This window comes from Paraburkholderia agricolaris (assembly GCF_009455635.1).
Classification (GTDB): domain Bacteria; phylum Pseudomonadota; class Gammaproteobacteria; order Burkholderiales; family Burkholderiaceae; genus Paraburkholderia; species Paraburkholderia agricolaris.
In genome coordinates this window covers 2,857,772-2,883,667 of record NZ_QPER01000001.1, presented here as the reverse complement: position 1 = coordinate 2,883,667, position 25,896 = coordinate 2,857,772, and the positions used below count along the sequence as shown (strand labels likewise).

At 63.5% G+C, this 25,896-nt stretch carries 23 protein-coding genes; 13 read left to right on the top strand and 10 right to left on the bottom strand.

The window, feature by feature from the left end; genetic code table 11:
- Positions 1 to 5: 5 nt before the first annotated feature.
- The 6 genes from GH665_RS12765 (at position 6) to GH665_RS12740 (ending at position 6,976) form a co-directional block, all read left to right on the top strand.
- Positions 6 to 893, top strand: coding sequence for a tetratricopeptide repeat protein (locus GH665_RS12765; protein ID WP_153136165.1), 888 nt, complete (start codon positions 6 to 8; stop codon positions 891 to 893).
- Between the two features lie 48 nt (positions 894 to 941).
- Positions 942 to 1,325, top strand: a complete 384-nt coding sequence (locus GH665_RS12760; RefSeq protein WP_153136164.1) for a DUF3613 domain-containing protein — start codon at positions 942 to 944, stop codon at positions 1,323 to 1,325.
- Between the two features lies 1 nt (position 1,326).
- Positions 1,327 to 3,141 carry a TadG family pilus assembly protein gene (locus GH665_RS12755; protein WP_246216201.1) on the top strand — a complete coding sequence of 605 codons (1,815 nt, stop codon included), beginning with the start codon at positions 1,327 to 1,329 and terminating at the stop codon, positions 3,139 to 3,141.
- A 15-nt stretch (positions 3,142 to 3,156) separates the two neighbouring features.
- Entirely contained in the window at positions 3,157 to 4,548 is a 1,392-nt protein-coding gene (locus tag GH665_RS12750) for a sigma 54-interacting transcriptional regulator (RefSeq protein WP_028199708.1), read from the top strand.
- A gap of 47 nt (positions 4,549 to 4,595) precedes the next feature.
- Positions 4,596 to 5,312, top strand: coding sequence for a DUF2968 domain-containing protein (locus tag GH665_RS12745; RefSeq protein ID WP_153136163.1), 717 nt, complete (start codon positions 4,596 to 4,598; stop codon positions 5,310 to 5,312).
- A gap of 533 nt (positions 5,313 to 5,845) precedes the next feature.
- On the top strand, positions 5,846 to 6,976 hold the full coding sequence (locus GH665_RS12740; protein ID WP_153136162.1) for an IS481 family transposase: 1,131 nt from the start codon (positions 5,846 to 5,848) through the stop codon (positions 6,974 to 6,976).
- Between the two features lie 419 nt (positions 6,977 to 7,395).
- Here GH665_RS12740 and istB read toward each other — a convergent pair whose 3' ends face one another.
- Positions 7,396 to 8,184 carry an IS21-like element helper ATPase IstB gene (gene istB / locus GH665_RS12735; protein ID WP_153135354.1) on the bottom strand — a complete coding sequence of 263 codons (789 nt, stop codon included), beginning with the start codon at positions 8,182 to 8,184 and terminating at the stop codon, positions 7,396 to 7,398.
- Positions 8,181 to 9,191, bottom strand: coding sequence for an IS21 family transposase (istA, locus tag GH665_RS12730; RefSeq protein ID WP_153135355.1), 1,011 nt, complete (start codon positions 9,189 to 9,191; stop codon positions 8,181 to 8,183). The genes istB and istA overlap by 4 nt, the downstream gene beginning before the upstream one ends.
- Before the next feature lie 474 nt (positions 9,192 to 9,665).
- Between istA and GH665_RS12725 the strand changes: the two genes are divergently transcribed.
- On the top strand, positions 9,666 to 9,893 hold the full coding sequence (locus GH665_RS12725) for a hypothetical protein (protein ID WP_153136161.1): 228 nt from the start codon (positions 9,666 to 9,668) through the stop codon (positions 9,891 to 9,893).
- 21 nt (positions 9,894 to 9,914) lie between these two features.
- On the opposite strand, the gene hfq is transcribed toward GH665_RS12725, so the two are convergent.
- Positions 9,915 to 10,409 (bottom strand): RNA chaperone Hfq, encoded by a 495-nt coding sequence (gene hfq / locus GH665_RS12720; protein ID WP_028198017.1) that lies wholly within the window; start codon positions 10,407 to 10,409, stop codon positions 9,915 to 9,917.
- A 369-nt stretch (positions 10,410 to 10,778) separates the two neighbouring features.
- Between hfq and GH665_RS38740 the strand changes: the two genes are divergently transcribed.
- The 6 genes from GH665_RS38740 to GH665_RS12695 all read left to right on the top strand — a co-directional run bounded on the left by GH665_RS38740 (position 10,779) and on the right by GH665_RS12695 (position 15,175).
- Positions 10,779 to 10,925, top strand: coding sequence for a hypothetical protein (locus GH665_RS38740; protein ID WP_167530944.1), 147 nt, complete (start codon positions 10,779 to 10,781; stop codon positions 10,923 to 10,925).
- Between the two features lie 15 nt (positions 10,926 to 10,940).
- Positions 10,941 to 11,483 carry a sigma-70 family RNA polymerase sigma factor gene (locus GH665_RS12715; protein WP_153136160.1) on the top strand — a complete coding sequence of 181 codons (543 nt, stop codon included), beginning with the start codon at positions 10,941 to 10,943 and terminating at the stop codon, positions 11,481 to 11,483.
- Positions 11,483 to 12,349: an anti-sigma factor gene (locus tag GH665_RS12710; protein ID WP_153136159.1), complete on the top strand. Its 867-nt coding sequence runs from the start codon at positions 11,483 to 11,485 to the stop codon at positions 12,347 to 12,349. The genes GH665_RS12715 and GH665_RS12710 overlap by 1 nt, the downstream gene beginning before the upstream one ends.
- 269 nt (positions 12,350 to 12,618) lie before the next feature.
- Positions 12,619 to 13,113 carry a hypothetical protein gene (locus tag GH665_RS12705; protein ID WP_153136158.1) on the top strand — a complete coding sequence of 165 codons (495 nt, stop codon included), beginning with the start codon at positions 12,619 to 12,621 and terminating at the stop codon, positions 13,111 to 13,113.
- Positions 13,114 to 13,176: 63 nt separating this feature from the next.
- Positions 13,177 to 14,754 carry an FAD-binding oxidoreductase gene (locus tag GH665_RS12700; RefSeq protein WP_153136157.1) on the top strand — a complete coding sequence of 526 codons (1,578 nt, stop codon included), beginning with the start codon at positions 13,177 to 13,179 and terminating at the stop codon, positions 14,752 to 14,754.
- 4 nt (positions 14,755 to 14,758) lie between these two features.
- On the top strand, positions 14,759 to 15,175 hold the full coding sequence (locus GH665_RS12695) for a hypothetical protein (protein WP_153136156.1): 417 nt from the start codon (positions 14,759 to 14,761) through the stop codon (positions 15,173 to 15,175).
- Here the strand turns inward: GH665_RS12695 and GH665_RS12690 are convergent.
- The 7 genes from GH665_RS12690 to GH665_RS12660 all read right to left on the bottom strand — a co-directional run bounded on the left by GH665_RS12690 (position 15,172) and on the right by GH665_RS12660 (position 25,760).
- Positions 15,172 to 16,032 (bottom strand): DUF1571 domain-containing protein, encoded by an 861-nt coding sequence (locus GH665_RS12690; protein ID WP_246216293.1) that lies wholly within the window; start codon positions 16,030 to 16,032, stop codon positions 15,172 to 15,174. The genes GH665_RS12695 and GH665_RS12690 overlap by 4 nt on opposite strands.
- A gap of 209 nt (positions 16,033 to 16,241) precedes the next feature.
- Entirely contained in the window at positions 16,242 to 18,059 is a 1,818-nt protein-coding gene (locus GH665_RS12685; RefSeq protein WP_153136155.1) for an AMP-binding protein, read from the bottom strand.
- 145 nt (positions 18,060 to 18,204) lie between these two features.
- Positions 18,205 to 19,506: an acetyl-CoA C-acetyltransferase gene (locus GH665_RS12680; RefSeq protein WP_153136154.1), complete on the bottom strand. Its 1,302-nt coding sequence runs from the start codon at positions 19,504 to 19,506 to the stop codon at positions 18,205 to 18,207.
- 101 nt (positions 19,507 to 19,607) lie between these two features.
- Positions 19,608 to 20,528, bottom strand: a complete 921-nt coding sequence (locus GH665_RS12675; RefSeq protein ID WP_153136153.1) for a MaoC/PaaZ C-terminal domain-containing protein — start codon at positions 20,526 to 20,528, stop codon at positions 19,608 to 19,610.
- Positions 20,529 to 20,530: 2 nt separating this feature from the next.
- The gene (locus GH665_RS12670; protein ID WP_153136152.1) at positions 20,531 to 21,961 is read right to left on the bottom strand and encodes a 3-oxoacyl-ACP reductase; all 1,431 of its coding nucleotides are present in this window, start codon (positions 21,959 to 21,961) and stop codon (positions 20,531 to 20,533) included.
- Positions 21,962 to 22,085: 124 nt separating this feature from the next.
- Entirely contained in the window at positions 22,086 to 24,584 is a 2,499-nt protein-coding gene (locus tag GH665_RS12665; protein WP_153136151.1) for an acyl-CoA dehydrogenase, read from the bottom strand.
- Between the two features lie 282 nt (positions 24,585 to 24,866).
- Positions 24,867 to 25,760 (bottom strand): TetR/AcrR family transcriptional regulator, encoded by an 894-nt coding sequence (locus tag GH665_RS12660; RefSeq protein WP_153136150.1) that lies wholly within the window; start codon positions 25,758 to 25,760, stop codon positions 24,867 to 24,869.
- Between the last annotated feature and the right edge of the window lie 136 nt (positions 25,761 to 25,896).

The window sequence follows — 25,896 nt, the reverse complement described above, 5'->3', positions numbered from 1 at the left end:
TTGCAATGGCTCACTGTCTACCGTTCGAATTCCCGGTGTATTCCACACGGACCGCGCGACGCGCCACACGCTGCGCTGCGGCGCTGGCCATGTTGTCCCTGCTCGGCGCGTGCGCGTCCAAAGACGTGATGGGCTATGGTGTTGGCGCGCAGGCCGAGCGTGCGGCGATGGCCCAGCAGGCCAATCGGGATCCCGCGCCGGACACGCCCGGCATGTACCTTGGCCTGATCGACCAGATGCAGTCGCAGGGGCTTTATTTCGCTTCGCTTGCGCATATCGACGCGTACGAAAAGCAGTACGGCGTCAGCCCCGACACGATTTTGCTCCGCGCCGACGCATTGCGCATGACCGATCAGCCTGACGCTGCCGGGACTGCTTACGGCCAACTGCTGAAGACGCCGCTCGCCGCGCGCGGCTATCGCGGACGCGGTTTGATCGCCGGTGCGGCCGGTGACTTTGCGCACGCGGCGCAGGAATTGCAGCAGGCGGTGCAACTCGCGCCGACCGACGCGGTAACGCTGTCGGATCTCGGTTATGCGCGATTGCGCGATGGCGACGTGAACGGCGCGCGCGTGCCGCTCATGAAGGCAGCCGAGCTCGATCAGAACAATCCGAAGATCGTCAGCAACATGGTGCTTTATCTGCTCGCCAGTGGCGACCAGGCTCAGGCACTGGCGGTGATGAATCAGCAGAAGTTCACGCCTGACGTGCGTGCGGCGATTCGCAGTGATGCGGCGAAAGTGGCCGCGGCGGGGCGCGCGCTGTCTCGCGGGTCGCAGATACAACCACAACAACAGGTCGGGCAGACGGGGGCAGTCGTCAGCACCGGCACGGTCGCGAGCGCGCAGGGTATCGAGCCGGCACCGCGCGTCTTGCAGCGCTTCGCGCAGTGAACGCGCGATGAGCGTGGCGTGACCGATCAGGTAATCAGGGGAGTTGAGATGAATAGCGGAACAACGAAGCGGAGCTGGGCAGCGGCGATGCTGTGCTTCGGCATGGCAATGGGAATGGCTGCTCCTGCGGTTGCGCAGACGAACGACACCGCTCAGCCGGTTGAGGCCACACCACCGGTCCGCGTAAGCGAGGTGGGTCACTCGACCCGCGCCTGGCTCGACCTGCAAAGCAGCAACACGGCGGCTGCACAGGCGCTGCCTATGCTGGGGGCCGAAGCCGGGCTCGCCTATCGCCGCTACATGGAATCGTTCAAGAGCAAGATTCCCGATCTTTACGGTTCCGCGTTGAATTCCGGCAGCGGTGGCAGCGGTGGTGCCGGTGGCGCGATGAGTGCGACCGGTGGCAGCGGCCCTGGCGGCGGTACGAACTGACATGAGCAATTCTTCGACCTTTACCGTGGCCGCCCGCCATCCGCGCTTGCTTCGCGCGCGGCGCGGCGGCGCGCCGATGCCCGGCGCACGCCGCCAGCATGGCGCGATCGCGGTTCTGGCGGTGATCTGGCTGAGCATCGCGATAGCGGCGCTCGGCGCGATCGACATTGGCAATGTGTATTTCGTGCGCAGGCAGTTGCAGCGCACTGCGGATCTGGCGGCGATGGCGGCGGTCCAGGTTATCAGCACGTCTGGCGGCTGCACGACGGCGACCATGGCCGCGCAGCAGAATGCCACGTCCAACGGTTTCACCGCCAACGGCACCGGCACCACCCTCAGCACGACCTGCGGACGCTGGGATACGACTACCAGTAGCTACTTCGGCACGACGGGCAACCCGCTCAATGCGGTGCAGGTGCAGGCGACGCAGGTCGTACCTTATTTCTTCCTCGGGCCGTCGCGCACCGTGCAGGCGACCGCCACCGCGCTTGCGTCCAACATCGATGCGTTTTCGCTTGGCACCGGCATCGCGACGATCAATACGCAGCAATCGGCGCTACTGAACGCGATCCTTGGTGGGTTGCTGAATACCAGCGTGTCGCTCAGCGTGGGTGACACGCAGAGCCTGGCGACCGCGCATATCAAGCTGGGCGATTTGATGGCGGCGCTAGGCGCGTCGACGATGCAAGGCTTGCTCGCTACTACGGTGACTTATCAGCAGTTGATGGTCGCGATGGTCAACGCGTTACAGGCGGGCGGAGACACCGTCAACGCGGCGATTTTGCAGACGTTGGCCGTTGCCGTTCCTGGTGGTCAGAACATCACGGTTGGGGATAACGGTCCCTCGGCGCCTGGCTTGCTTGCGCTTGGGCTGGCCAATCCGAATGCCGCGACGACCGCCACGATCAATGCATTCGATGCGGTAATGGTCGCCGCGCAGATCGCGCAGCGTCCGGACCCAACGACCGGCAAGGCACCTGTGATCAACGTAACGGCAGGGCTGCTCGGGGCGGCCGGGATTTCCTTGCAGGTCATCAACCCACCGGTGCTGGCGGTAGGCGAGGGCGGCACTGTGGGGACGGCCGCCAATGCACCGTGGCGCACGGAGGCGCGCACGGCGGTAGTCAACTTGAGCGTGAACTTGCTACCGGCGATATTCCCGACATTGTCCATTGGAATTCCGGGCCTGTCCGTTACCGTCGCCGCACTGAATACGCCGCTCGTAGTGTCGGCGACGGTCGGCAAAGGCGTCGCCGATCTGGTCTCGGTGGACTGTGAAAGCACGAAGGCCGCCACCAATGCGGTAATCCAGGTTACGCCGAGTGTTGCAACGGTGTGCCTCGGCGCAAATTCAACGTGCGGGGGCACCATTAACGTGGCATCGGTAAATGCCGTTGTGCTAGGAGTCAACATCCCGGTAGCGAATGTGGCTCTCAACGGTATTGGACCACTGACATTCGGGCCCGGTGCTCAGACCTTGCCACCGTTTAACGGTTCTACCGGAAGCTTTGACTCTACCCAGACGGTTAATTCGAACCAGCTTGGTACTGGATTGGGAACCTTCACTGGCCAGCTACTCACGGCGTTGGCAAAGCCCGGCGCACTTCAGGTCGGCGTTGCAGCGATCGACCTCTCCCAATTGCTTCAACCGATTGTCTCCGGTCTTGCGACGGCCCTCGCGACCGCGCTTACCCCTATTCTTTCGAGCCTCGACAACATCCTCGTCCCAACGCTTGCGTTGTTGGGCGCACAAGTCGGCACCGCCACAGTCCACAACATGTCGCTGACGTGCGGCGTCGCGCAACTGGTCAACTAGCGTAACCAAGACAAGATGAGAACCAACCCCAAAATCGAGGAACTCGATATCTACGTCTGGGAGGGCAAGGCCGACATCGTCGACCGGGTCGCGCGCTGCATGGCGAGCTTCGATGTCGAAGTGATCCGCGCGGACGATATCGCGATCTCGCCTGAACGGACTGCGTTGCGGCCGTCGCTCGCGATCATCAGCGTGTCGGTGATCGACAGCGGCGCGCTGCTCATGCGCGACTGGCAAGCCGCGCACGGCATTCCCGTCGTGTGGGTCGGCGCCGCGCCGCGCGACCATGATCCGGCCACTTACCCGTCCGACTATTCGCACATCCTGCCGCTCGACTTCACCTGCGCCGAATTGCGCGGCATGGTCATGAAGCTGGTGCTGCAATTGCGCGCGCACAGCGCCAAGACGCACGAGTCGGACGCGATGATCGCCAACTCGGAGTGCATGCAGGCGTTGCTGCACGAAGTCGACACGTTTGCCGATTGCGACACGAGCGTGCTGGTGCACGGCGAAACCGGCGTCGGCAAGGAGCGCATTGCGCAACTGCTGCACGAGAAACATACCCGCTACGGCCAGGGGCCGTTCGTCGCGGTGAACTGCGGTGCGATTCCGGACGGTTTGTTCGAATCGCTGTTCTTCGGCCACTCGAAAGGCTCGTTTACCGGCGCGGTGGTCGCGCACAAGGGCTACTTCGAACAGGCTGACGGCGGCACGCTGTTTCTCGACGAAATAGGCGATTTGCCGCTCTACCAGCAGGTCAAACTGCTGCGTGTGCTCGAAGACAGCGCGGTCACGCGTATCGGTTCGGCCACACCGGTGAAGCTCGATTTCCGGCTGGTCGCGGCGACCAACAAGCACCTGCCGCAACTGGTCAAGGACGGCACTTTCCGCGCCGATCTGTACTACCGGCTGGCCGTGATCGAGTTGAAAATTCCGTCGCTCGAAGAGCGGGGCGCGGTCGACAAGATTGCGATCTTCAAGGCGTTCATCGCACAGGTGGTTGGCAGCGAGCGTCTTGCCGGCCTACCCGACCTTCCATACTGGCTCGCCGATGCGGTGGCCGACACGTATTTCCCCGGCAATGTGCGCGAACTGCGCAACCTGGCCGAGCGGATCGGCGTGACGGTGCGCCAGATCGGCGCGTGGGACGCGGCGCGCCTGCAACGGCTGCTCGCGCTCGCGCGCACCAGCCAGCCGGTGCCGGCCGAGAGCGCCGCCGAGGTGCTGGTGGATCGCAGCAAATGGGACATGGCCGAGCGCAATCGCGTGCTGGCCGCGCTCGACGCAAACGGTTGGCGCAGGCAGGATACGGCGCTGTACCTGGGCATTAGCCGCAAGGTTTTGTGGGAGAAGATGCGCAAGTACCAAATTTTTGACGAAGAGCCCGAAACCCGCGAAAGTGAGTAATAATGAGACGGTTGTACTAAAACAAAAACTGTTCAAGCAGGATTTACATGGACCGAAAGTCGAAACTACGGCAGATTGCCCTGGCCGCATTCATCGCGATGGGGGCCGTGCAGGGCGTGAATGCGCAGGCTTTGCCGGATAGTGGGGCGAGCGCTGGCGTCGTTTCCCAGCCGGGCGCGACGACGGCTTTGCCGGCCAATACAGCGGCTGGACAGGCGCAGACGAACGCATTGACGCCGGACGAAGCCAAGCAGTCTGCGGCGGGCAATGTAGCGGAATTGCAGCAGATGATCCGCGGCTCGGATCTGAGCGAATTGCGCACGACGTACAACGGCAGCTACGGAGCGAGCTTGCTGTTTTACGGCAAGGAGATGACGTACTACGTGGCGTTGTTCCAGCAGAAGAATTTCTGGCGCGTCATCAAGACGCAGGACGCCGCGCGTGCCGACATGATTTACAAGGATTTTGTACGTCAGACGCTGCAACTGTCTGACGTCGAGATTCGCCGCACGCAGCTGGAGGCGCAGAAGGCGTTCACGGAACGCATGATCGCCTTGTCGCAGGACCGTGCAAACCGTTTGCAGGCTGACCTTGACGTCGCACGTCAGCAGCAGACCATTGTGACGAATCAGCAATCGCAGACCCGCGCCGAAGCAACCGCGCTGGCTCAGCAGAAGGCTGCTGCGCAGGACCAGCTGCGCGCCGCGCAACGCCAGGTTCGCGAACTGCAGCGTCAACTGGAAACCGGCCTGCCGACGCACTAAGCGCGCCAGCCGGGAGACGGGGAGACAGAAAATGGGAGGGCGGCGCGAAAGCGCCGCCCGACTCATTGGATGTGCAGGACGCACGGGGCGTACACGCAGTACAAGCCGTCTGACAACGCGGCCGCCTATCCACGGCCCAAACGGTGTTTCCGAAGCCCCTCAGCGGCCGAGCCGCAATCCCCCATTTCCGCAGCACTTTGGCCGCTAGGCGACGATTCAGCATACCCACCTGATCTCCGCGATCGCCACTAGACGATCGCACACCCGTGGTTTCCCAGGCATGCCCATCCGCGACGCACGCAGTGCGGAGTGGGAGCTGATGAGTGCGTTGTCACTAGCGGGGAGTGTGCGAGTGCACGGATTCCAGATGCACCACTACCGTGGCTGCGCGGGGGACCCGCTTATGAGCTGGCGGGGTGAGCCGCTTTCTTTGCTTATCTTTCTTTGCGGCGGTGTATAGACCGGAGACATAGCTGACAGGTGTGCGGGGACATGGTTGACACTTCCGGGTACTAAAACGCCCGGTCCCGACCATGCCCTGGAACGCAAGAGACACCATGAGCCTCCGACAGGAATTTGTTCATCTGGCCAGTCAGGACACGCTGACGATGACCGAGCTGTGCCAGCGCTTTAACATCAGCCGGCAGACCGGCTACAAATGGCTCAATCGCGGCGAGCATGCGCTGGCAGATCAATCCCGACGCCCGCTCAGCAGTCCGTCGAAGACCCCCACTGCGATGGAGCAGGAAGTGGTACGGCTGCGCCAGGCCCATCCGCGCTGGGGCGGCCGCAAGATCCGCCGGCGCCTGCGTGATCTGGGCCTTGAGGCGGTGCCGCAGCCCAGCACCGTGACCGACATCCTGCACCGGCACAACCTGATCCTGCCGGCCGATTCAGCGATGAGCCAACCCTGGAAGCGCTTTGAGCACGAGCAGCCTAACGTACTCTGGCAGATGGACTTCAAGGGGCACTTTGAGACCCTCGGGAAGGAGCGCTGCAGCCCCCTGACGGTACTCGACGACCACTCGCGCTTCAGCATCCTGCTGCGCGCCTGTGGACCCACCGACACCGCTACCGTGCAGACGGGATTGCGGGAGGCGTTTGGACACTATGGCCTGCCGTTACGCATCAATACCGATAACGGCTCGCCGTGGGGTTCGCCTGGCAGTCCGGGTCAGCTCACCGAGCTGGCCGTCTGGCTGATCCGGCTGGGTATCCGCATCAGTTACAGCCGGCCTTACCACCCGCAGACCAACGGCAAGGACGAGCGGTTTCACCGTACGCTGAAGGCTGAAGTACTGAACGGACGAAGCTTCGCTACCCAGCAGCACGTGCAACAGGAACTGGACCGCTGGCGCACCGTATATAACTGCGAGCGCCCGCATGAGGCGATCGGCATGGACACGCCCATCAGCCGTTACCGGCCGAGCCCCCGGGCGTATCCATCGATCCTGCCGGAGCCGGAGTACGGCCCGGATGACGTGGTGCTGCTGGTTAAATCGGATGGCCGGCTACGCTTTGAAGGACGGCACCTCAAGGTCTCGAATGCACTTTATGGACTGCCGGTTGCGGCACGCGCAAAGCCGGGCGAAGACGGCGTATTTGAATTCTGGTTTGCCCATCACCGCATCCTCACCCTTGACCTGAGGAGCGACAATCACTGACCATAAAGTGTCAATGATGTCTCCGCACGTTTGTCAACCATGTCTCCGGTCTATACACGGCGGCAAAGAAAGTAAGTGCCGCCCCGCACAGGGGCAACACTAATGGACCACTAAAGCAGCAAGGAAAGGCCAACAAACCCCCCGCCGGGCATAAAGAAACAAGAAAAACAGCGCCCGCGCAAAGCCAGACCTCTAATGCCGCTTCTTCCCTCCGGGCGAGGCCTCCTTGTCCACTGTCGAACGCCTCGCCTCACCCACATCAACGGCGATTGGATCACTTGCAGGAAAGCTTTCCTCGAGCGCTTCATCGAGCCGGTCTTCGAGGGACTCGGCGGGCTGGGCAGTTGTCAACGCCGACTGAAACCTGACCCACATTTGGAGGTTTCGCCGAAGTAAATCTGACCCACCCGGGTCCTGTATCACGCGGCTGCTTTCGCGCTTGCCCGCGTACCTGTTTGTCCCGCCTTTCTCTTGTCCTTCAATCGATAGCTCTCACCGCTGATTTGCACGATATGGGCGTGATGTAAAAGCCTGTCGAGCATCGCCGCTGTCAGCGTCTGGTCGTCAGCGAAGGCCGTCGCCCACTGCGTGAACGGCAGGTTGCTGGTCAAGACGACTGAACCGCGCTCATAGCGTTTCGCGACGACATTGAAGAACAGGTTTGCCTCTTCGCGTCCGAATGGGAGGTAGCCGATTTCGTCGATAACGAGCAGCCTGGGTCCGATGACCGCTCGATTGAAGAATTCCCGCAAGCGGTTCTGCTGTCGCGCGGCGGCCAGTTGCATCATCAGGTCGGCGGCCGTGATGAACCGCGTCTTGATGCCCGCTTGCGCCGCACGATACGCAAGCGAGGTCGCAATATGTGTCTTGCCGACCCCCGATGGTCCGAGCAGCACGACATTCTCTGCACGCTCGATGAACGCCAGGCTCGCCAGTTCCTGAATCTGCGCACGCGGCGCGCCGCTGGCGAAGGCGAAGTCGTATTGCTCAAGCGTCTTGACGCCCGGCAACGCCGCCAGCTTTGTCAGAACCTGACGCTTGCGCTGCTCGCGCGCGCCGAGCTCCGCTTGCAGAAGCTGTTCAAGGAAGTCGGCCATACTCGAATCAGTCGTTGCGGTGCGTTGTGCGAGCGGCGCCCAGTCGGTAGCGATGCAATCGAGTTTGAGTTGCACGCACAGCGCGGCAATCCGTTCATGTTGCAGATTCATGCGGCGACCTCCAGCAACGCGTCGTAGACCGCCAGCGGGTGTTGCAGGCTCTCGCGTGGCAGCACCCGGCGGTTGTCCGGCACAGCGAGCGCAGGTGCCTGCGTCGGCAACGGAAGAAGCGCCGCCTGCTCGGTTGCAAGCAGCACCGCTGGACGCTCACCCGTCGTCGCGTGACGGCGCACGTTGGCAATTTCTGACAGCCATCGGCCGATGTGCGCGTTGGCGGCCTCAACGTCCAGCTTCAACCCTGACGACCTGAGCGTCGCGGCAAGGGGCACAACGAAGCTCTCCTTGAGATAGCGGTTGAACCGTTCGACCTTGCCCTTGGTCTTCGCGCGATACGGACGACACACCTTCGGCGTGAACCCATAGGTTTCCGCCAGCGCCAGCAACTGCGTATTCCACCGATGCTGGCCCTCGCCGAATGCATCGCGCTCGATGACCACGGACTTCGCGTTGTCGAACAACACATGCTCCGGCGTGCCCCCGAAGTACACGAGCGCTTCGCGCAGGCATTCGCAAAGCGTCGCGGCGTCCTCGCGCGCGGTGAACCGCACGAAGCTCGCGCGGCTGTAACCCATCGTCGCGACCAGCGCGAGCAATGGCTCGCGTCCACGCCGGATAACGGTGAAATCGGCCTGCATCTGCTTGCCGGGCGCAGTCTCGAAGCGCACCACCGGTTCGACTTCGGGACGCTTGTGGGGCACCAGAAACGCCTTGAGCTGACTGATGCCGCCTTCGTATCCAGCTTCCTGCAATTCGCGTAGCAGAACCGTTGCCGGAATCCAGTGCGGCCGCGCGGCGGCGACGCGCTCCAGCAGATAGTCCTTGAACGGGTCGAGCTTCGTTGCTCGCGGCTCACGCTGGCTGTAGCGGCTAGCCTGCTCGTTCCTCAGATAGCGTCGCACAGTAATGCGCGATAAACCTGTTTGCCTCGCTATCTCGCGCACCGCCGTCCCACGCCGGGCCAATACCTTGATTTCCACTGCTTGCTCCTGAGTCAGCATCGGCGGCAAAATCCGCCATCGTCTCCCAGGTGGGTCAGGTTTACTTCGGCGCCAGGGTCATTTTTACATCGGCGCTAACAGGCAGTTTCTTTGGGATGAGATGCCTGTTGCTTCTGCTTGGTCATAACGTGCTCCGTTAGAAGAAAAGCCAACAGTTCAGCATAGCGCAAAGCGAGCTCACGCGAGCATCAGCCGAGCATCAGCCGTGCATCAGCCGAACGACCAGACCACTCTCCGGCAGACAGTTCCTTCAAATCCAAAACCCCAAGAAACCAGACAACAAAACAACAGAAAAAAACAAAAGTTAAAACCATCCCGCATCAAGTCGTTTTCCGAGTGTCGCCTGACAACAAAAAGCATCCGCCGGCCACACCAGCCGGCAGACCGCACGGCATACCGTGAACGGGCAACAGGGCAGCATCCGGCTCGGGAGGGGAGCAAACAGAAGCAGCGAACACCAAGGCAGCGAACGAAATGGACCGAAAAAACGCTCCGCGCGCGCAGCGCTTCAACGCGTCACACGTGGTGGAAGCCGAGCTGGAACATCTGGATTGGGCGACACGGCAACCGGCACTGCGCATGCTGGACGCCGGGTACTGGCGGCGCCGCGTGCTGGCGGTCAAAGGCGGATTTGAGCTGACGGACTTGCAGGTAATGCGGCTGGAGAAGATTTTGCAGCGGCTCGGCTATCCGTCGGAGTAGCCAGGCCGCTGCGGCGGCGGTTTATTCGTTGCCGCCGCCGTTGCCACCATGATTGCCGCCGCCATGGTTGCCATTGTCGCCGCCGCCCGTGCCGAACAGGCGCCGGCGGCGTGTTACCACCACCGGACCGTCGGACGTGCTGCTGCTACGATCGGGCGCGGGGCGATCCGAGGCCGGCGCGCCGTACGACTCGCGCGGTTCACGCGGTTCGCGCGGCTCACGATGGTCGCGCGGTTCACGCGAACCGTGCGGGCCGCGCGTGGTGTGCTCGCCGTGCGAAGGCCGTCCGGCTCGCGGTGCCGGACGGGTGCCGGTGTCGAGCTGGATCGTCGAGATCGCGCGCTTGTAGATGCCTTGCAGGCCGACAGGCGTGCGCAGCATCACCAGATACTGATCGAACGACTCGATACACCCCGTCAGACGAATGCCGTTGACAAGGTAAATCTCGACGCGCTTTCGTTCTTTGCGCGCAGCGTTCATGAAATCGTTTTGCGGATGCGATTCTGCGGAAGCCATGGACAATTCAGGTTAGGTAAAACGGTTGTTCGCCGCGATTCTACCCTGTGTGGGGGCGGAACGCGTCGGCGGCCGAACTCCGTCCACTATAACGGCTTGCGCGCACATAAGCATCTGATAACTATTGACTGTAACGTTGAGTTACGAATCTGCGGACGAATAGCCCTTTCTTCGGTCGCGCTCGGTCGGACCCGCGCTTGGGTGCGCCCGATGCGGTTGGCGGAAAAAGAAAGTGCCTGATACCGCCGTATGTGGAATAAATCACCGTCTGCTCGCGTTAATCCAGGCATGGCGGCGCTGCATATCGCACGTGGCCGGCAGGATTCCCGGCTTGCAGGCGCCGGCCGGGTATTCATCAGGAGACTCACCATGAAATTATCCCGGATTTTCTCCGCTGCTTTCGTGCTGCTGGCGCTCGCGCTCGGCTCGCTTGCCACCAGCGCCTGCACCTCCGCCGCGACCGACAACAGCGCCTCGGGCAGCAGTGGCAACTCAGGTAGCACCGGCGGCTACTGAGCGTTGCCGCGCCGGGTGAATTTCGAAGCCGAAGTGATTTCGTGGCTCCCGCAGCTGCGCCGCTATGCGCGCGCGCTGACGGGCGACCGCGCGTGGGCCGACGACCTCGTGCAGGATACGGCGGAGCGCGCGTTCGCCCGCTGGGCGGCGTTCCGTCCGAACAGCAACTTGCGGGCGTGGCTGCTGACCATCCTGCGGCATCTTTACATCGATCAGTTGCGCGGCCGTCGCGAGATTGCCGTCGACGACGAAAGCGCGCCATGGCGCAATCTCGAAGCACCGCATGGCGAGGTCGATGGCCTGGTATTGCGCGATCTGCAGCGCGCGCTGTATTGCCTGCCGGTCGAACAACGCGAAGTGCTGCTGCTGGTTTGCGTGGAGGAACTGTCATATCAGGAAGCGTCGAAGGCGCTCGGCGTACCGATCGGCACGGTGATGTCGCGGTTGTCGCGCGCGCGGGAACACATGCGCGTGCTGATGACGGATGGGCCGCTCGAAGGCGACGCCGTGGGGTTGGCGCGTAAAGTCCCGCCGCTGAAAGTAGTGAGAAATCCGTGATGAATAACGACCACGATTCCAGCTTGCCTGAGGGGCCCGATCTGCGAATGCTGTCGGCATTTGTCGACGGCGAGTTGCCGCCTGCCGAGCACGCCGCGATCGAGGCGCAACTCAGCCGGCAACCTCAGGCGGCCGCCCGGGTGGCCGCGTGGCGCGCGCAGAAAGCGGCGCTGCAGGCGCTGTGCGGGGCATCGACGCGCAACCGTGAGCCCGAACTCGATGGGCACGGCGCAAGCGCTGGCGGTACGGAGCAGAGCGACGCCGGCGAGCCGGCCTTCATCGTGGTGCGGCGGCCGACGCCGTGGTGGCAGCGCGCCGGCCTCGCCGCGTGCTGGCTCGCGGCCGGCGCGGGTCTGGCGCTCGCGCTCGGGCCGCTTGCGCCGCGTCTGACGGGCGGCGCGTGGAACGGCTTGGGCGGCCAGCCGCCGAGCTTTGCCGAGCGCGCCGACATCGCCTATGCCGTGTACACGCCCGAGCAGCGTCATCCTGTTGAAGTCGCCGCGAACGAGGAAGAGCATCTGATCAGCTGGCTGTCCAAGCGCCTGAACCGGCCGCTGTCGGTGCCGTCGTTGCAGGAGTACGGTTATTCGCTGGTGGGGGGGCGGTTGTTGCCCGGCGAAGCGGGACCGGCCGCGCAGTTCATGTACGAAAATCGCAGCGGCGAGCGGCTCACGCTGTACATCACGGGTATTTCTCGCGACGAAACCGCCTTCCGCCTGTTCCGCGACGGCAACCGCCGGACCTTCTACTGGGTCAGCGACCGTATGGGTTATGCGTTGTCCGGGCCGATTGCGGAGGACAAGCTGCGCTCGATCGCGATCGAAGTGTGCAGCGCGCTCGGCGGCAAACCGGAAACCTGGCAGTAGCGCCGGAAGCACGCCAGGCGCCAGCGCCAGGCCCACCTCAGCCCTGAGATATCGCGTGCAACACGTCGTAACAGAAACGTGTGGCAGCCGCCCATGCTGCAGGAATAGCGCCGCGCGGCGCTTCGTTTACTCGCTGCAGGACCCTGTTGCCCGGCACTTGCGTATGCGCCGCGACGGCACGGTCTCATGCGAGGCGAACCGACGGGGTCTTTACGGTGCCGACGCGCTTTTTGCGAGTCGCAACGCCGGCGCGTCGAGGTAGTGAAATCATGCGTACTTTTCATCAATCCGGCATCAGGCTGTGTTCCGGCGTAGCGTGTCTGTGCCTGTGCGCTGTTTGTGCGACGCCGGTCGCGGCGCAAACAGACGCGAATGCGCCGTTGAACGATGCGTCGACGTGCCGCTTCGTCGTGGGTCAGACGGAGATCGACGGTGTCGTCCAGCAGGTCGGCGGGCGGGCGTGCCTGCAGCCGGACGGCAGCTGGCAGATCGTCGAAGACGACGCTGGCGCGCTGGCCTTCGGCCCGGCTCCGGTGTATTACTACGATCCATGGTACTGGGGACCGCCGGTGGTATTCGCTGCTGGCGTGTCGGTCATTTTCGTCGACCGCTTTCATCATTTTCATCACATGGATCATGTGCGTTATGGCCACGGATCGTACGGAATGGGCGTGCATGGCGGCACCTGGCATGGTGGCGCGCCGACGCACGTATGGAGCGGCATGTCGCACGGCGGCGCTGGCGGCGGTGGGATGCGCCGCTAGCTTGCCGGCGTCTGCGTCTACGCCCGTGCCTGCGCCTGCGCGCCTGGCCGCAAGGGAGATACCTTGACGCGCAGCCTGCCGCCGAAGGTTTCCGCCGCCGGGTTCGATCGCGCGCTCGCGGGCTGGCGCGCGATTCTCGGTGAGCCGCAGGTGATCACTTCGGCCGCCGGGCTCGCCGCGTATCTCGATCCGTTCGCACCCGGCGAGCGCGAAGCGTTCTCGGCGTCCGCCGCGCTGCTGCCCGCATCCGTCGACGAAATTCGTGCAGTGTTGCGGATTGCCAATCAATTTCGCATTCCGTTATGGACGGTCTCGACCGGACGCAACTTCGCGTACGGTGGCGCCGCGCCGCGACTGGCGGGGTCGGTCGTGCTCGATTTGCAGCGCATGAACCGCATCATCGAAGTGAACGAGACGCTTGCCTACGCGCTGGTCGAACCGGGTGTCAGCTACTTCGATCTGTACGCGCATCTGCGCGAACACGGCTACAGGCTGTGGGTCGATCCGCCCGCGGCGGGTTGGGGCAGCGTAGTCGGCAATACGCTCGAGCGCGGCTTCGGCTATACCGCGTACGGCGATCATGCGGCGGCGCAGTGCGGCATGGAAGTGGTACTCGCGAACGGCGACGTGCTGCGCACCGGCATGGGTGGCATCGAAATCGGCACCGCGTGGCAACTGTTTCAACCGGGCTATGGACCTTCCTTCGACGCGATGTTCATGCAGTCGAACTACGGCATCGTCACCAAGCTCGGCGTCTGGCTGATGCCGGCGCCGCCCGCGTATCTGCTCGGCGAAATCCAGTTTCGACACGAAGCGGATCTCGAAACGATCGTCGATATTCTGCGGCCATTGCGGCTCGATGAAACGATCCGCAATCACGCCGTGATCGAGGGCGGGTTGCGCCGGGCCGCCGGATTGTCGGCACGTCAACAGTGGTACGAAGGCAAGGGCGCGATGCCCGAGAGCGCGGTGGCGGCGATGCTCGACAAGCTGAATGTGGGCCGCTGGAATCTGCATTTCGCGCTATACGGCACGCCTGAACTGATCGATGCGCACTATGCGATCGTGCAGCGCGCATTCGCCCACGTGCCACAGGCGAAACTCTCGGCCGCTCGCTATGCGGGCGATGCGCAACCCACGGCGGGCGGCGACCGCAATATGGCCGGCATCCCCGCGATGAGCGCGTTTCGCATGCTCGACTGGCGCGGCGGCGCGGGCGCCCATGTGGATTTCGCACCGGTGTGTCCGGCGAGCGGACGCGATGCGCTGCGCCAGTACACGATGGTCAAGACGCGTGCGGCGGAATACGGCTTCGATTACTACGGCGGCTTTACGGCGGGCATGCGTCATCTGCATCACATTTTCGCAGCGATTTTCGACCGCGACGACGCGAGCCAGGTCGAGCAGGCCGGTGCATTACTGCGTTCGTTGATGAGCGATGCGCGCGCCGCGGGCTACGGCGAATATCGCGCGCATCTCGCGTATATGGATTTCGCCGCGGCGCAGTACAGTTTCAACGACGGCGCGTTGCTGCGGCTATCGGAAACGATCAAGGACGCACTCGACCCGAACGGCATTCTCGCGCCGGGCAAGCAAGGCATCTGGCCGGCGGCGTGGCGCGACCGGCGAGGCTACACCTAAGATCATGGACCGACGCGCTTTCATGATGACCGGCGCATGGCTTTCGAGCGCGGCAGGCGGTGTGTGGCCGTGGCTCGCGCAGGCAGCCGCTCGCCGCGATACGCTTGCGGTGATCGATTCCACCCTTGCGGGCGGCCCCGCATTCGCCGACTACGTCGCGCAGATGAAGCTGCCTGTCTTCGAAACGGGCGACGATATCGGCGTGCTCTGGTACACCACCCTGGCGCCGCGTCTCAGGCAAACGTCAGCGCAATCGCCCGCGTCGTTGATCGGTTTCACACGCGCGTCCGATTACTTCGTGCTCAAGCAGCTTGCCATCCGCGTAGGCCAGATGGTCGAGCGTGGCAGCGAGCAGGGTGCGGGGCCCATTGCGCAGGTTGGGCATGTCACTTTCGTGCTGACGCCGCGCTTTATCCGCTAGAACTTATAGGCCTTGTTGTTCGGATCGAAGGTCGAGTCGTCGAAGGTTTTAGGCGTGATGCTTTCGAAGACGATCTTCTCGAAGATCTTGCCGTCGTTGTTATAGGACTCGACGGTACGGAAATACGGATGCCGCAGATCGAGCCCGAGTGTTTCTTTCTTCGCATAGAACTGCGGCTGACCGGTCGGCGTTTCAAAGGTGAAGGCAACCACGCGCACGCCGTCGATCGTTTTTACTTCCACCTGGGTCGAGCGCGGCAAGCCGGCCTCGATATATTTCTTGCCTTCGGCAAGGTACTGGTTGGCAATGTACTCGGTGCCGAGATCGCGCACCTGGTGGTTCGACTGCGCACGGGCGAGGGCGCCGGTCACTGAGGTCCATAGCGGCATCACATTCATGATGCCGCCGAGATGACCGTACATTTCGTCGGTGCGTTTGGATTCGTCGTAGATGATTTCCTGGCCGGCGTGCGCGCCGTCGGGCAGCCACTTCGCGTAGATTCGCAGCGGATCGTGGGCTAAGCGCACCAGCATATGATCGGGCTTGTCGGGCCATTGACCGTGAATGCGTTCCGAGCGTGACATGACGAACTCGTAAGACGGGTAGCCGTTCGGCCCTTCCTTGATGTAACGCGGCAGCGCAAGCGGATCGAGCGACTGGAACAGGGCGACCAGTTGTGCGTCGTCGAGCTTCTCCATGGCGCCGCTTTGTTGCGCGGCGCGCAGCCACTTGACCTGCTGATCGAGCGTAAGCTTGCCGACCTGCGAGGACGGCGTGGTGGGCGCCTTCACGGCACTGGCGGTATCGAGCGCGGGCGGGGTGTCGTCGTTCTGCGCGAACGTCGGCGGCGCGAGCATGGCGGCGCTGGCCGCCAGCGCACCGATCAGCAGTCCACGAGATGAAAGCGTACGTAATGAAGCAGTCAGGGAGGCCCCCAACGGGGTGGCCGCCGATGAAAAACGAGTGAGACGCATGAAGACCGACGAGCGGTTCAAGTCTGAGGACGTGCTGTGCTTCATGAATCTCTCCGAAAGGATGGCCGGCGTGATAGCGCACGCCTAGCCTGTCAGGCAGGTTTTTGCTTCGCGAGTTCCTCGTCGCGCAGCGCGCGGCGCAGAATCTTGCCGACATTGGTTTGCGGCAGCTCGTCGCGAAACTCGACGAGCTTCGGCACCTTGTACCCCGTGAGATTCTTGCGGCAGTGAGCGATCACCTGTTCCGCGGTCAGCGCCGGATTGCGCTTGACGATAAACACCTTCACCCGTTCGCCTTGCGCTTCATCGGGCACGCCGATTGCGGCGACTTCGCGCACATCCGGAAGCGTCGCGATCACGTCTTCGACTTCGTTCGGATAGACGTTAAAGCCCGACACCAGGATCATGTCTTTCTTCCTGTCGATCAAACGGATGAAGCCGCGCGAGTCCATCACACCGATGTCGCCGGTGGCAAGCCAGCCGTCGTCGTCGATTGCCTTGGCGGTTTCTTCCGGGCGATTCCAGTAGCCTTTCATGACCTGTGGCCCCTTCACGCACAGCTCGCCCGCTTCACCGATGTTGGCCCACGTGCCGTCGTCTTTCCTGAAGCGCACCTGCGTGGACGGCGCGGGCAGACCGATCGAGCCTTCGAAGTCGCGCAGATTGGTGAGATCCACGGGATTCATCGAGACGATCGGCGAGCACTCGGTCAGCCCATAGCCTTCGATGATCGGCTTGCCGGTGACCGCCTTGAATCGATCGGCGACCGACTTCTGCGTGGCCATGCCGCCGGCCATCGCGAGCTTCAGGTTCGAGAAATCACGTTTGCAGAACTCCTCGTTATCGAGGAACGCGTTGTAGAGTGTGTTGACGGCCGTCATGCCGGTGAATTTCTCGTGACGGATGATCATCATCACGCGCTTCATGTCGCGCGGATTGGCGATCAGAATATTGCGTCCGCCGAGTCCCATGAAGATCAACGCGTTCACGGTCAGCGAATAGATGTGATAGAGCGGCAGCGGTGTCAGCACTGTTTCGATCTCGCCGCTCAACTGGCCTTCGGACCACGCTTTTGCCTGCAACAGGTTGGCGATGATGTTCTTGTGCGTGAGCATCGCACCTTTGGCCACGCCGGTGGTGCCGCCGGTGTATTGCAGGAAGGCGATGTCGTTGTGAGTGGGGTGCACGGGTGTCAGCGGCCGCGTGTAACCGATCGAAAGCGCGTCGAGCAGCGGCACCGCTTTCGGCAGGTTGTACGGCGGCACCATCTTCTTGACGTGGCGCAGCATGAAATTGAGCAGACGCCCCTTCAGATTCAGACCGTCGGCGAGCAGATCGCCCAGACCCGTCACGATCACGTTCTGCACCTTGGTGCCGGGCAACGCATCCTCAACGGTCTTCGCAAAGTTCTCGAACACGATGATGGTTTGCGCGCCGCTGTCCTTCAACTGATGCGCAAGCTCGCGCACCGTATAGAGCGGATTGACGTTGACGACCACGCCGCCGGCTTTCAGCACACCGAACAGCGACACCGGATACTGAAACGTGTTCGGCAGCATGATCGCGACGCGCTCGCCGGATTTCACGCCGATGCCTTGCAGATACGCGGCGAATGCCGCGGCCTTGCGGCCGAGTTCGCCATAGGTCATGTCCGCGCCGACGCTCACGTACGCGACGCGCTCGCGGAACTGCGCAATACATTCGTCGAAGAACTGCACGACGGATTCGTACTGGTTGACGTCGATCTCATGAGGCACGTCGGCCGGATACGACGCGTACCAGATGCCGTCGGTGTTGGGCGCATGATTTGTCGCCTGTCCAGGCGTTTGACCGGGCGCCTGGTCCGCCGTATGCGCGGGCGCTGTGGATACGGCGGCGGACGAGAACTGGGTTTGCGTGGGCTGGGTCATCGGTCGTCTCCTGAAGCCGGGGCTTCATCTGTTTGTGTGCTGGCTTTACAGCCAGTCATGCAGTCATCAAAGCAGCAATGAAAGCAATAAGCAGCGCGCTCATTGCAGCAAGCTTCGAAACAGGGCATTCACTGAAGCACGACGCTCAGCGTTCTAGAATCGCCACCACGCCCTGGCCGCCCGCGGCGCAGATCGAGATCAGCCCGCGTGCCGTGCCGGCCGGCTTGTCGAGTTGCGCCAGCATTTTCGCGAGTCCCGCGACGATGCGGCCACCCGTCGCCGCAAACGGATGGCCGGTAGCGAGCGAGCTGCCGTTCACATTCAATTTTGCCCGATCGATCGCGCCGAGTGGCCCCGGCAAGCCGAGTTGCGTTCGGCAATATTCGTCATCCTGCCACGCTGTGAGCGTGCACAACACCTGCGCTGCGAAGGCTTCGTGAATTTCATACAAGTCGAAGTCCTGCAAGGTGAGCCCGGCGCGCGCCAGCATACGCGGCACCGCATAGGCGGGCGCCATCAGCAGGCCTTCTTTCTTGTCGAAAAAGTCGACGGCGGCGGTTTCGGACCAGCTCAGATACGCCAGCACCGGCAGCCCATGTCTGGCCGCCCATTCTTCGCTTGCCAGCAGCACGGCGGAGGCGCCGTCGGTCAGCGGCGTGGAATTGCCGGCCGTCAGCGTGCCGGCGTCGCGATCGAATACCGGCTTCAGACCGGCGAGTTTTTCGAGCGTCAGGTCGGAGCGCAGATTGTTGTCACGCGCAAGGCCACGGTACGGCGTCATCAGATCGTTAAGGAAGCCGCGCGCATACGCCTCGCTGAGCTTGCGGTGGCTGTCGTAAGCGAGCACGTCCTGCGCTTCGCGCGAGATGTTCCAGCGCTTGGCCATCAGTTCGCAATGCTCGCCCATCGAAAGCCCGGTGCGCGGCTCGCCGTTACGAGGCAACAGCGGTTTGAAAAACATGCCCGGCCGCAGCTTGGCCAGCGCGCCGACACGTTGGCCGGTGCTTTTGCCGCGATTCGCCTCGAGCAGGATCTTGCGCATGCGTTCGTTGACGCCGATCGGCGCATCGGAGGTCGTGTCGACACCGCCCGCGATCCCCGCTTCGATCTGTCCGAGGGCGATTTTGTTGGCAACCAGAATGGCCGCTTCCAACCCGGTGCCGCAGGCCTGCTGCACGTCATAGGCCGGCGTTTCCTTCGCAAGCGTGGTGGACAGCACCGCTTCGCGCGTCAGATTGAAGTCGCGCGAGTGCTTGATGACGGCGCCCGCTGCGACTTCGCCCAGGCGTTCGCCGTGCAGGTTATAGCGGTCGATCAGGCCTTGCAGCGTGAAGGTCAGCATGTCCTGATTCGACGCGGTCGCGTAAGCGGTGTTCGAGCGGGCAAACGGAATCCGGTTGCCGCCGATGATGGCGACGCGGCGCACGGCGGGCTGCGGGTTGGACATGCTCGGCTCCTTTGGATCGTTCTCTGGTTATCGGATTGTGCGGATAGTGCAGCCGGTGCGAGCGAGGTGACGCGCCGGTACGGTCCGGTCAGGTTGGCGTGTCATAGCAGTTTCCATTGCATGCGGCCGCGCAAATGCGGTTTTTCCCCGGCAATGTCGCGTACCTCGATGTCGCGCTCGATCAGCGAAGGCGATGCGCTCCACAGCGTCGCTTCGCCGGGCAGCAGCATCGGCACTTTGAATTCGGCGGAGAGCGTGGCTTCGGCGAGCGGCTTTGGCGGTTGCAGCGCGGCGGCGGCGCGCGCCAGCGTCCACATGCCATGTGCAATGGCGCGCGGAAAGCCGAATACCTTCGCGGATAGCGCGCTCAGGTGAATCGGGTTGTAGTCGCCGGACGCACGCGCATAGTCGCGCCCCAGCTGCGGCGGCAGTTGCCAGCGCGAGATGCGTTCCAGCCCATCGGGTGCGAGTTCCAGCGGATCGAGCCGGCTGCCGCTCGCCGGCACGCCGCGTTTCAGATAGACACTGTCGCCATCCCATACTGCTTCACCGCGGCGGTACATGCGCGTATGCAGCACGAACGCCTGACCCTTGTCGTGACGCAGCAGCGCACCGAATTCCACCTCGATGCGCAACGTGTCCTTGTAAGTGAGCGGCCGGCGTAGCCGCACGTGGTTCGCCAGATGCACGAGGCCGAGCGCCGGCCACGGAAACGCCGGATCCGTCAGCATCAGCAGATGCAGCGGGAAAGCCAGCAGATGCGGATACGTGAGCGGCACGCCGTGCTCGGGGATGAAGCCGCAGACCTGCGAATAACGCCAGATCGACCCCGGGTCCAGGGTCACGGCGGGGCGCACGAGGCGCAACGCCGGCAAGTGCGCTTCGCGCCCGCGTTTGACGATGCCCGACAACGCGCGCCCATACAGCTTCGCCGGCGTGGGCAAAGGTTCGATGACGACGGTCTTCGGACGGCCCGCGCTCGCTGCGTGAGCGCTCCGGAACGGATCACCCGGCTCACCCATGCTCATGCTCCAATCAGGCTTTGTCCGCACACGCGCACGATCTGGCCGCTCACGCCCGCCGATCCCGGATGCGCGAGCCACGCGATGGTCTGCGCCACGTCCACCGGCTGGCCGCCCTGGCTCATCGAATTCATCCGGCGGCCGGCTTCGCGGATGGTCAGCGGAATCTTCGCGGTCATCTGCGTTTCGATAAAGCCGGGCGCAACCGCGTTGATCGTGATGCCGCGCGCGCGCAGATGCGGCGCCATGCTTTGCACCCGCCCGATCACACCGGCTTTGGAGGTGGCGTAATTGGTCTGGCCGAGATTGCCGGCAATACCGCTGATCGAAGACACGCCGATGATACGGCCGCCGTCGCGCAGGATACCGGCTGCGAGCAGGGCGTCGTCGATCCGCTCCTGCGCGGACAGGTTGATGTCGATTACGCTTTGCCACGCGGCGTCGGTCATCTTCGCGATGGTTTTGTCCTTGGTGATGCCGGCGTTATGCACGACGATATCCACGCCTTGCTCGTCGAGCGCCGCGGCGATCTGCGCGGGCGCTTCGGGCGCGGCGATGTCGAAGGCGAGGGCGGTGCCGTTCAACTGGCGCATGGTCGAATCGAGCGCCTCGCGTGCCGAAGGGATGTCGATGCCGATCACGTGCGCGCCTTGCTCGGCGAGCACGCCCGCAATCGACGCGCCGATGCCGCGCGCGGCGCCGGTGACCACGGCGCGCCGGCCCGCGAGCGGTTGTTTCCAGTCGAACGGCGGCCAGGCCGCGGTCCCGGCCCCAGCTCCTGTGCTAGCCGGCACGCCGATCCGTACCACCTGGCCCGACACATACGCGGAACGCGGCGACAGAAAGAATCGCAGCGTCGCTTCGATACCGTGCTCGGCACCTTTTTCCACATAGACGAGATTCGCGGTAATGCCGCGCCGCGCTTCCTTGCCGAGCGAACGCACGAGACCCTCAAGCGCGCGTTGTGCGGTCCATTGGCGCGGGTTCGCGCAGGCTTCCGGCGGCCGGCCCAGCACGACAATGCGGCCGCACTTGCCAAGCGAGCGCAGCGTATCGTGGAAGAAACCATGCAGCGGTTCGAGCTGGCTGCTGTCTTCGATGCCGCTCGCATCGAACAGCAGGGCGGCGAGCTTGCCCTGCGAACCGGGCTCCGCTGCCTCGAAACGGCCCGTCATCAGACCATGGCGATTCGCGAGCGGCACCCACAGCCCGGCGCTTTCATGCGCGACGCTGGTCATGCCGACGCTCGCCACGAGATTCGCGAGCGCGTCGAGCAGATGCGGTTCGCGGCCCGCGCCGATCGCGATCAGGCCGTCGAACTCGGGCCGGTCCGCCCGATAGCGGCGCAGGACCTCAGGCTTCGGTAAGCCCAGCGAGCGCGCGAGGCGCGCGCCGAAGGGCGAATTGACGAAGTTCAGATAAGAGTCGTTCATATTGTTCGTTGCTCCGCTGGCCACGCCCGAAGGAGATCGCTCCGGGGAGACCCCGGACGTGTGTCAGTGTGCACCCAGTTTGGGGCATCTGCGTGTGCCCGGCCCGGATGTTTTTTTAAGGCACTCAGGCCGCGAGTTCCAGCGCTTTTTCGAGCGCGTCCTTGCGCTTCTGCAAGTTGGCGAGCATGTCGAAGTCCGGCGGGAAGTCGTCGACCTGCACGACTTGCGCGCCATACTTCGCGTAGTCTTCCAGCACTCGGCGATCGTCGGCGTCGATCAGGCCTTTGTGCAGGGCAGCGTCGGTCCACGCGGCCAGTTGCGGCAAGCTTTGCGGCATCGGTTCAAGCAAACCTTGCTTGACCGCTTCACGCAGTTTCTGGTCGATCTCCGTGAAGCGTGGGTTCAGCTCGAATACGAGCTCGCCGTAGCCCAGCGCATCGACATCGGGATGTGGGACGTACGAGTCGGATACGAGGCGGTTGCGCGCCGCGCCCGGCGTTTGCATCAGTTCCGCGATCTCGGTGCCGAGGCGGTCGGACGGCTCGCGATGCGGCAGGCCGAACGGGAATGCCAGCGCGCGCACCAGCGCCGCGGCGACGCGATTCGGGTAGTTGGCGAGCACGCCGTCGAGCGCGTGTTGGGCCTTGTACAGCGAGTCTTCGACGCCCCAGCGCACCAGCGGCAGATCTTCTGCCTGGCGGCCTTCGTCTTCGAAACGCTTGAGCGTCGCGGAGATCAGGTAGAGCTGCGAGAGCACGTCGCCCAGACGCCCCGAAATGCGCTCACGCCGTTTCAGGTCGCCGCCGAGCACGAACATGGAGACGTCCGCGAGCAAGGCGAACGCGGTGGAGATTCGGGTCGCCGCGCGGTAGTACGGCAGCAGCGGTGCGTACGCCGTGCGCGGCTTGACGATGAATGCACCGCCCGTGATGCCGTACACGAAACTGCGCACCACGTTCGAGAGCGTGAAGCTGACGTGGCCGAAGAAGGCCGCATCGAAATCGCGCAGCGCCTTGGCGCGATCCGTTTCGCGCGTGGCTTCCATTTCCTTCAGCACATACGGATGACAGCGAATCGCCCCCTGGCCGAAGATGATCAGGCAACGCGTGAGGATGTTCGCGCCTTCCACGGTGATCGCAATCGGCACCTGCTGATAGGCGCGCGCGAGAAAGTTCGACGGACCCATGCAGATGCCCTTGCCGGCGGCGACGTCCATGCCGTCGTTGATGACCATGCGGGCGCGTTCAGTGATGTGATACTTGGCGATCGCCGAAATCACCGAGGGTTTTTCGCCGAGGTCCACCGCATGCGCGGACAGGCGGCGCGCGGCGTCCATCACATAGAGATTGCCGCCCATGCGGCCGAGTGCTTCCTGCACGCCCTCGAATTTGCCGACGGCGGTACGGAACTGGCGGCGAATCGCGGCATAGGCGCCGGTGCCGCGCACGGCGATCTTCGCCATCCCCACATTCGACGACGGCAGCGAAATCGCGCGGCCCGCGGCGAGACATTCCATCAGCATGCGCCAGCCGTTGCCCACCTGCGCGCGTCCGCCGATTACCCAGTCGAGCGGAATGAAGACGTCTTTGCCGGAGTTCGGGCCGTTCTGGAACACCGCGTTCAGCGGCCAGTGACGGCGGCCGATGTTGACGCCCGGATGATCGGTCGGAATCAGCGCGCAGGTGATGCCGGGTTCGTCATTCGAGCCGAGCAGGTGGTCAGGATCGAGCGCGCGGAACGCGAGGCCGAGCACGGTCGCGATCGGTCCGAGCGTGATGTAGCGCTTGTCCCACGTGACGCGAAAACCCAGCGTTTCGCGGCCTTCAAAAGTCCCCTTGCAGACAATGCCGACGTCGGGAATCGCGGCGGCATCCGAGCCCGCGTAAGGGCTCGTCAACGCGAAGCAGGGGATATCCTCGCCACGCGCGAGGCGCGGCAGATAGTGGTTCTTCTGCTCTTCGGTGCCGTAGTGCATCAGCAGTTCGGCCGGGCCGAGCGAGTTCGGCACCATCACCGAAACGGCGGCCGCCGAGCAGCGCGTGGAGAGCTTCATGATGACCTGCGAATGCGCGTAAGCGGAGAACTGTTTGCCGCCGTACTGCTTCGGAATGATCACGCCGAGAAAGCCGCGTTCCTTGATGTATTGCCAGGTTTCCGGCGACAGATCCTGCCACACCATGGTGGTTTCCCAGTCGTTCGCCAGATCGCACAGGCGCTCGCATTCGACGTCGAGAAACGCTTGTTCCTCGGCGGTGAGCGTGGCCGGGCCGTAGCCGAGCAAGGTGTCCCAGTGCGGGCGTCCGGAGAACAGCTGGGCGTCCCACCAGACGGTGCCGGCTTCGATGGCGTCGCGCTCGGTCGGCGACATCTCAGGCAGGATCTTGCGGAAGATGTCGAGCACGGGTTTCGTGAGCCACGTACGGCGCAGCGGTTTGAGCGTGAGGACGAGCGCGGGGAGCACGAACACGATCGCGAGCACCGTCGTCGCCACCGGCCCCGCCGCTCCGCTGACATGCGCGGCCGCCACCCAGACGATCATGAAGGCAAGCCACCATGAGGCGCGCGCCTGAACGTAGACGAGCGCCAGAGCGGCAATGACGAGCACTAGGATGAACCACGGCATGACGTTTCCTCCTGTTTCGATGGTGCGTGCGAACGCATCCACGGGTCGCGGACGGCTCGCGTTCTATTGATCTTCCAACTGGCGGTGTTGCTGCTACGTCGCGTGCCCGGGGCGCTTTTGCATGGCGCCCCTGGCGCGTTTTTCGTGTCGTGTTTTCAGTTCGACAGCGTGACGTTGTTTAGGTGCGGGACTTAGACGTGCTGCTCGGATAGGCGGTATTCATTCATGTTTTTGCACGCGGATGGCCCATCGCGGCGCCGTCCGCATCCGCTTCGATTCCAGTCAGGCCGTGCCGTGCAACGCGGGCTGAAACGAGCTCGCCTCAACGTCGCCACCGCGGCGTTCACCGTCCGAGACCGCCGGCGACGACGTATCGAATCCGCCAGACTCACCTGATCCGCCTGACGCCGGCTGCGCACCCGCTACCCCGGCAGCAGGATTCGCGCCTTCTGCCTGAGCTTCGGGAGCGCTTTCGGTGGCGTCGCCGAGTACGGCGGCAAACGTGGCCAGTTGCGAGCCGTCCGGCAGCGGTGCTTTCAGCGCGGCTACCATCAGCGAAGCCAGACGCGCGATCAGTTGCAGATCGTTCATCGACTTGCCTTGCGAGAACTCGGAAATCAGGCTGTCGGTATCGGTGCCGGCCAGCACGCCGGACAGCGCGCCGATCGCGAAGTGCAGACGCCAGCCAAGCTCCTCGCGCGGCAGATGCGGCAGCGCACGCTGGAAGGCGTCGAAAAAGCGCACCGCCACCGACTCGTAATGCGCATTCAGAAAGTCCCGAATGAACGCTGACGGATCCGTATAAGCCCGCCCCAGCAAGCGCAGAAACGCCTTGCCGCCAACGCGTGGATCGCGCGACAGGCGCAACGCCGGAATGAACATCGCGCCGAGCACATGCTCGCAGGTCAGGCGCGCGCCGAGCATTTCGTCGAAGCGGTCGAGCAGCTTGAGCCGCTCCTGGTTGAGCCGGTCGAGCCGGCGCGACAGCATCGAGTGAATCAGCGATTCCTTGCTGCCGAAGTGATAGTTGACCGCCGCGAGATTCACTTCGGCACGCGAAGTAATCTGGCGCAGGGACATGGCCTCATAGCCGCATTCGATGAAGAGTGTTTCAGCGGCGTCGAGGATGCGGGACTTCGTGTCGCCGGCATGCCGGCCTGTTGTGCGAACTGCCATTTTGCGTCTCCCAGTTGCCGGGCATCCGGCCCGCAAACAAGCGATTCAAATGACTATTTGAAACAGCCGTTTTTTTCAGGATAAAGAAGGATGGGGACTGCGATCAAGGACTCGATGTGGACTAACTCCTCTAGAA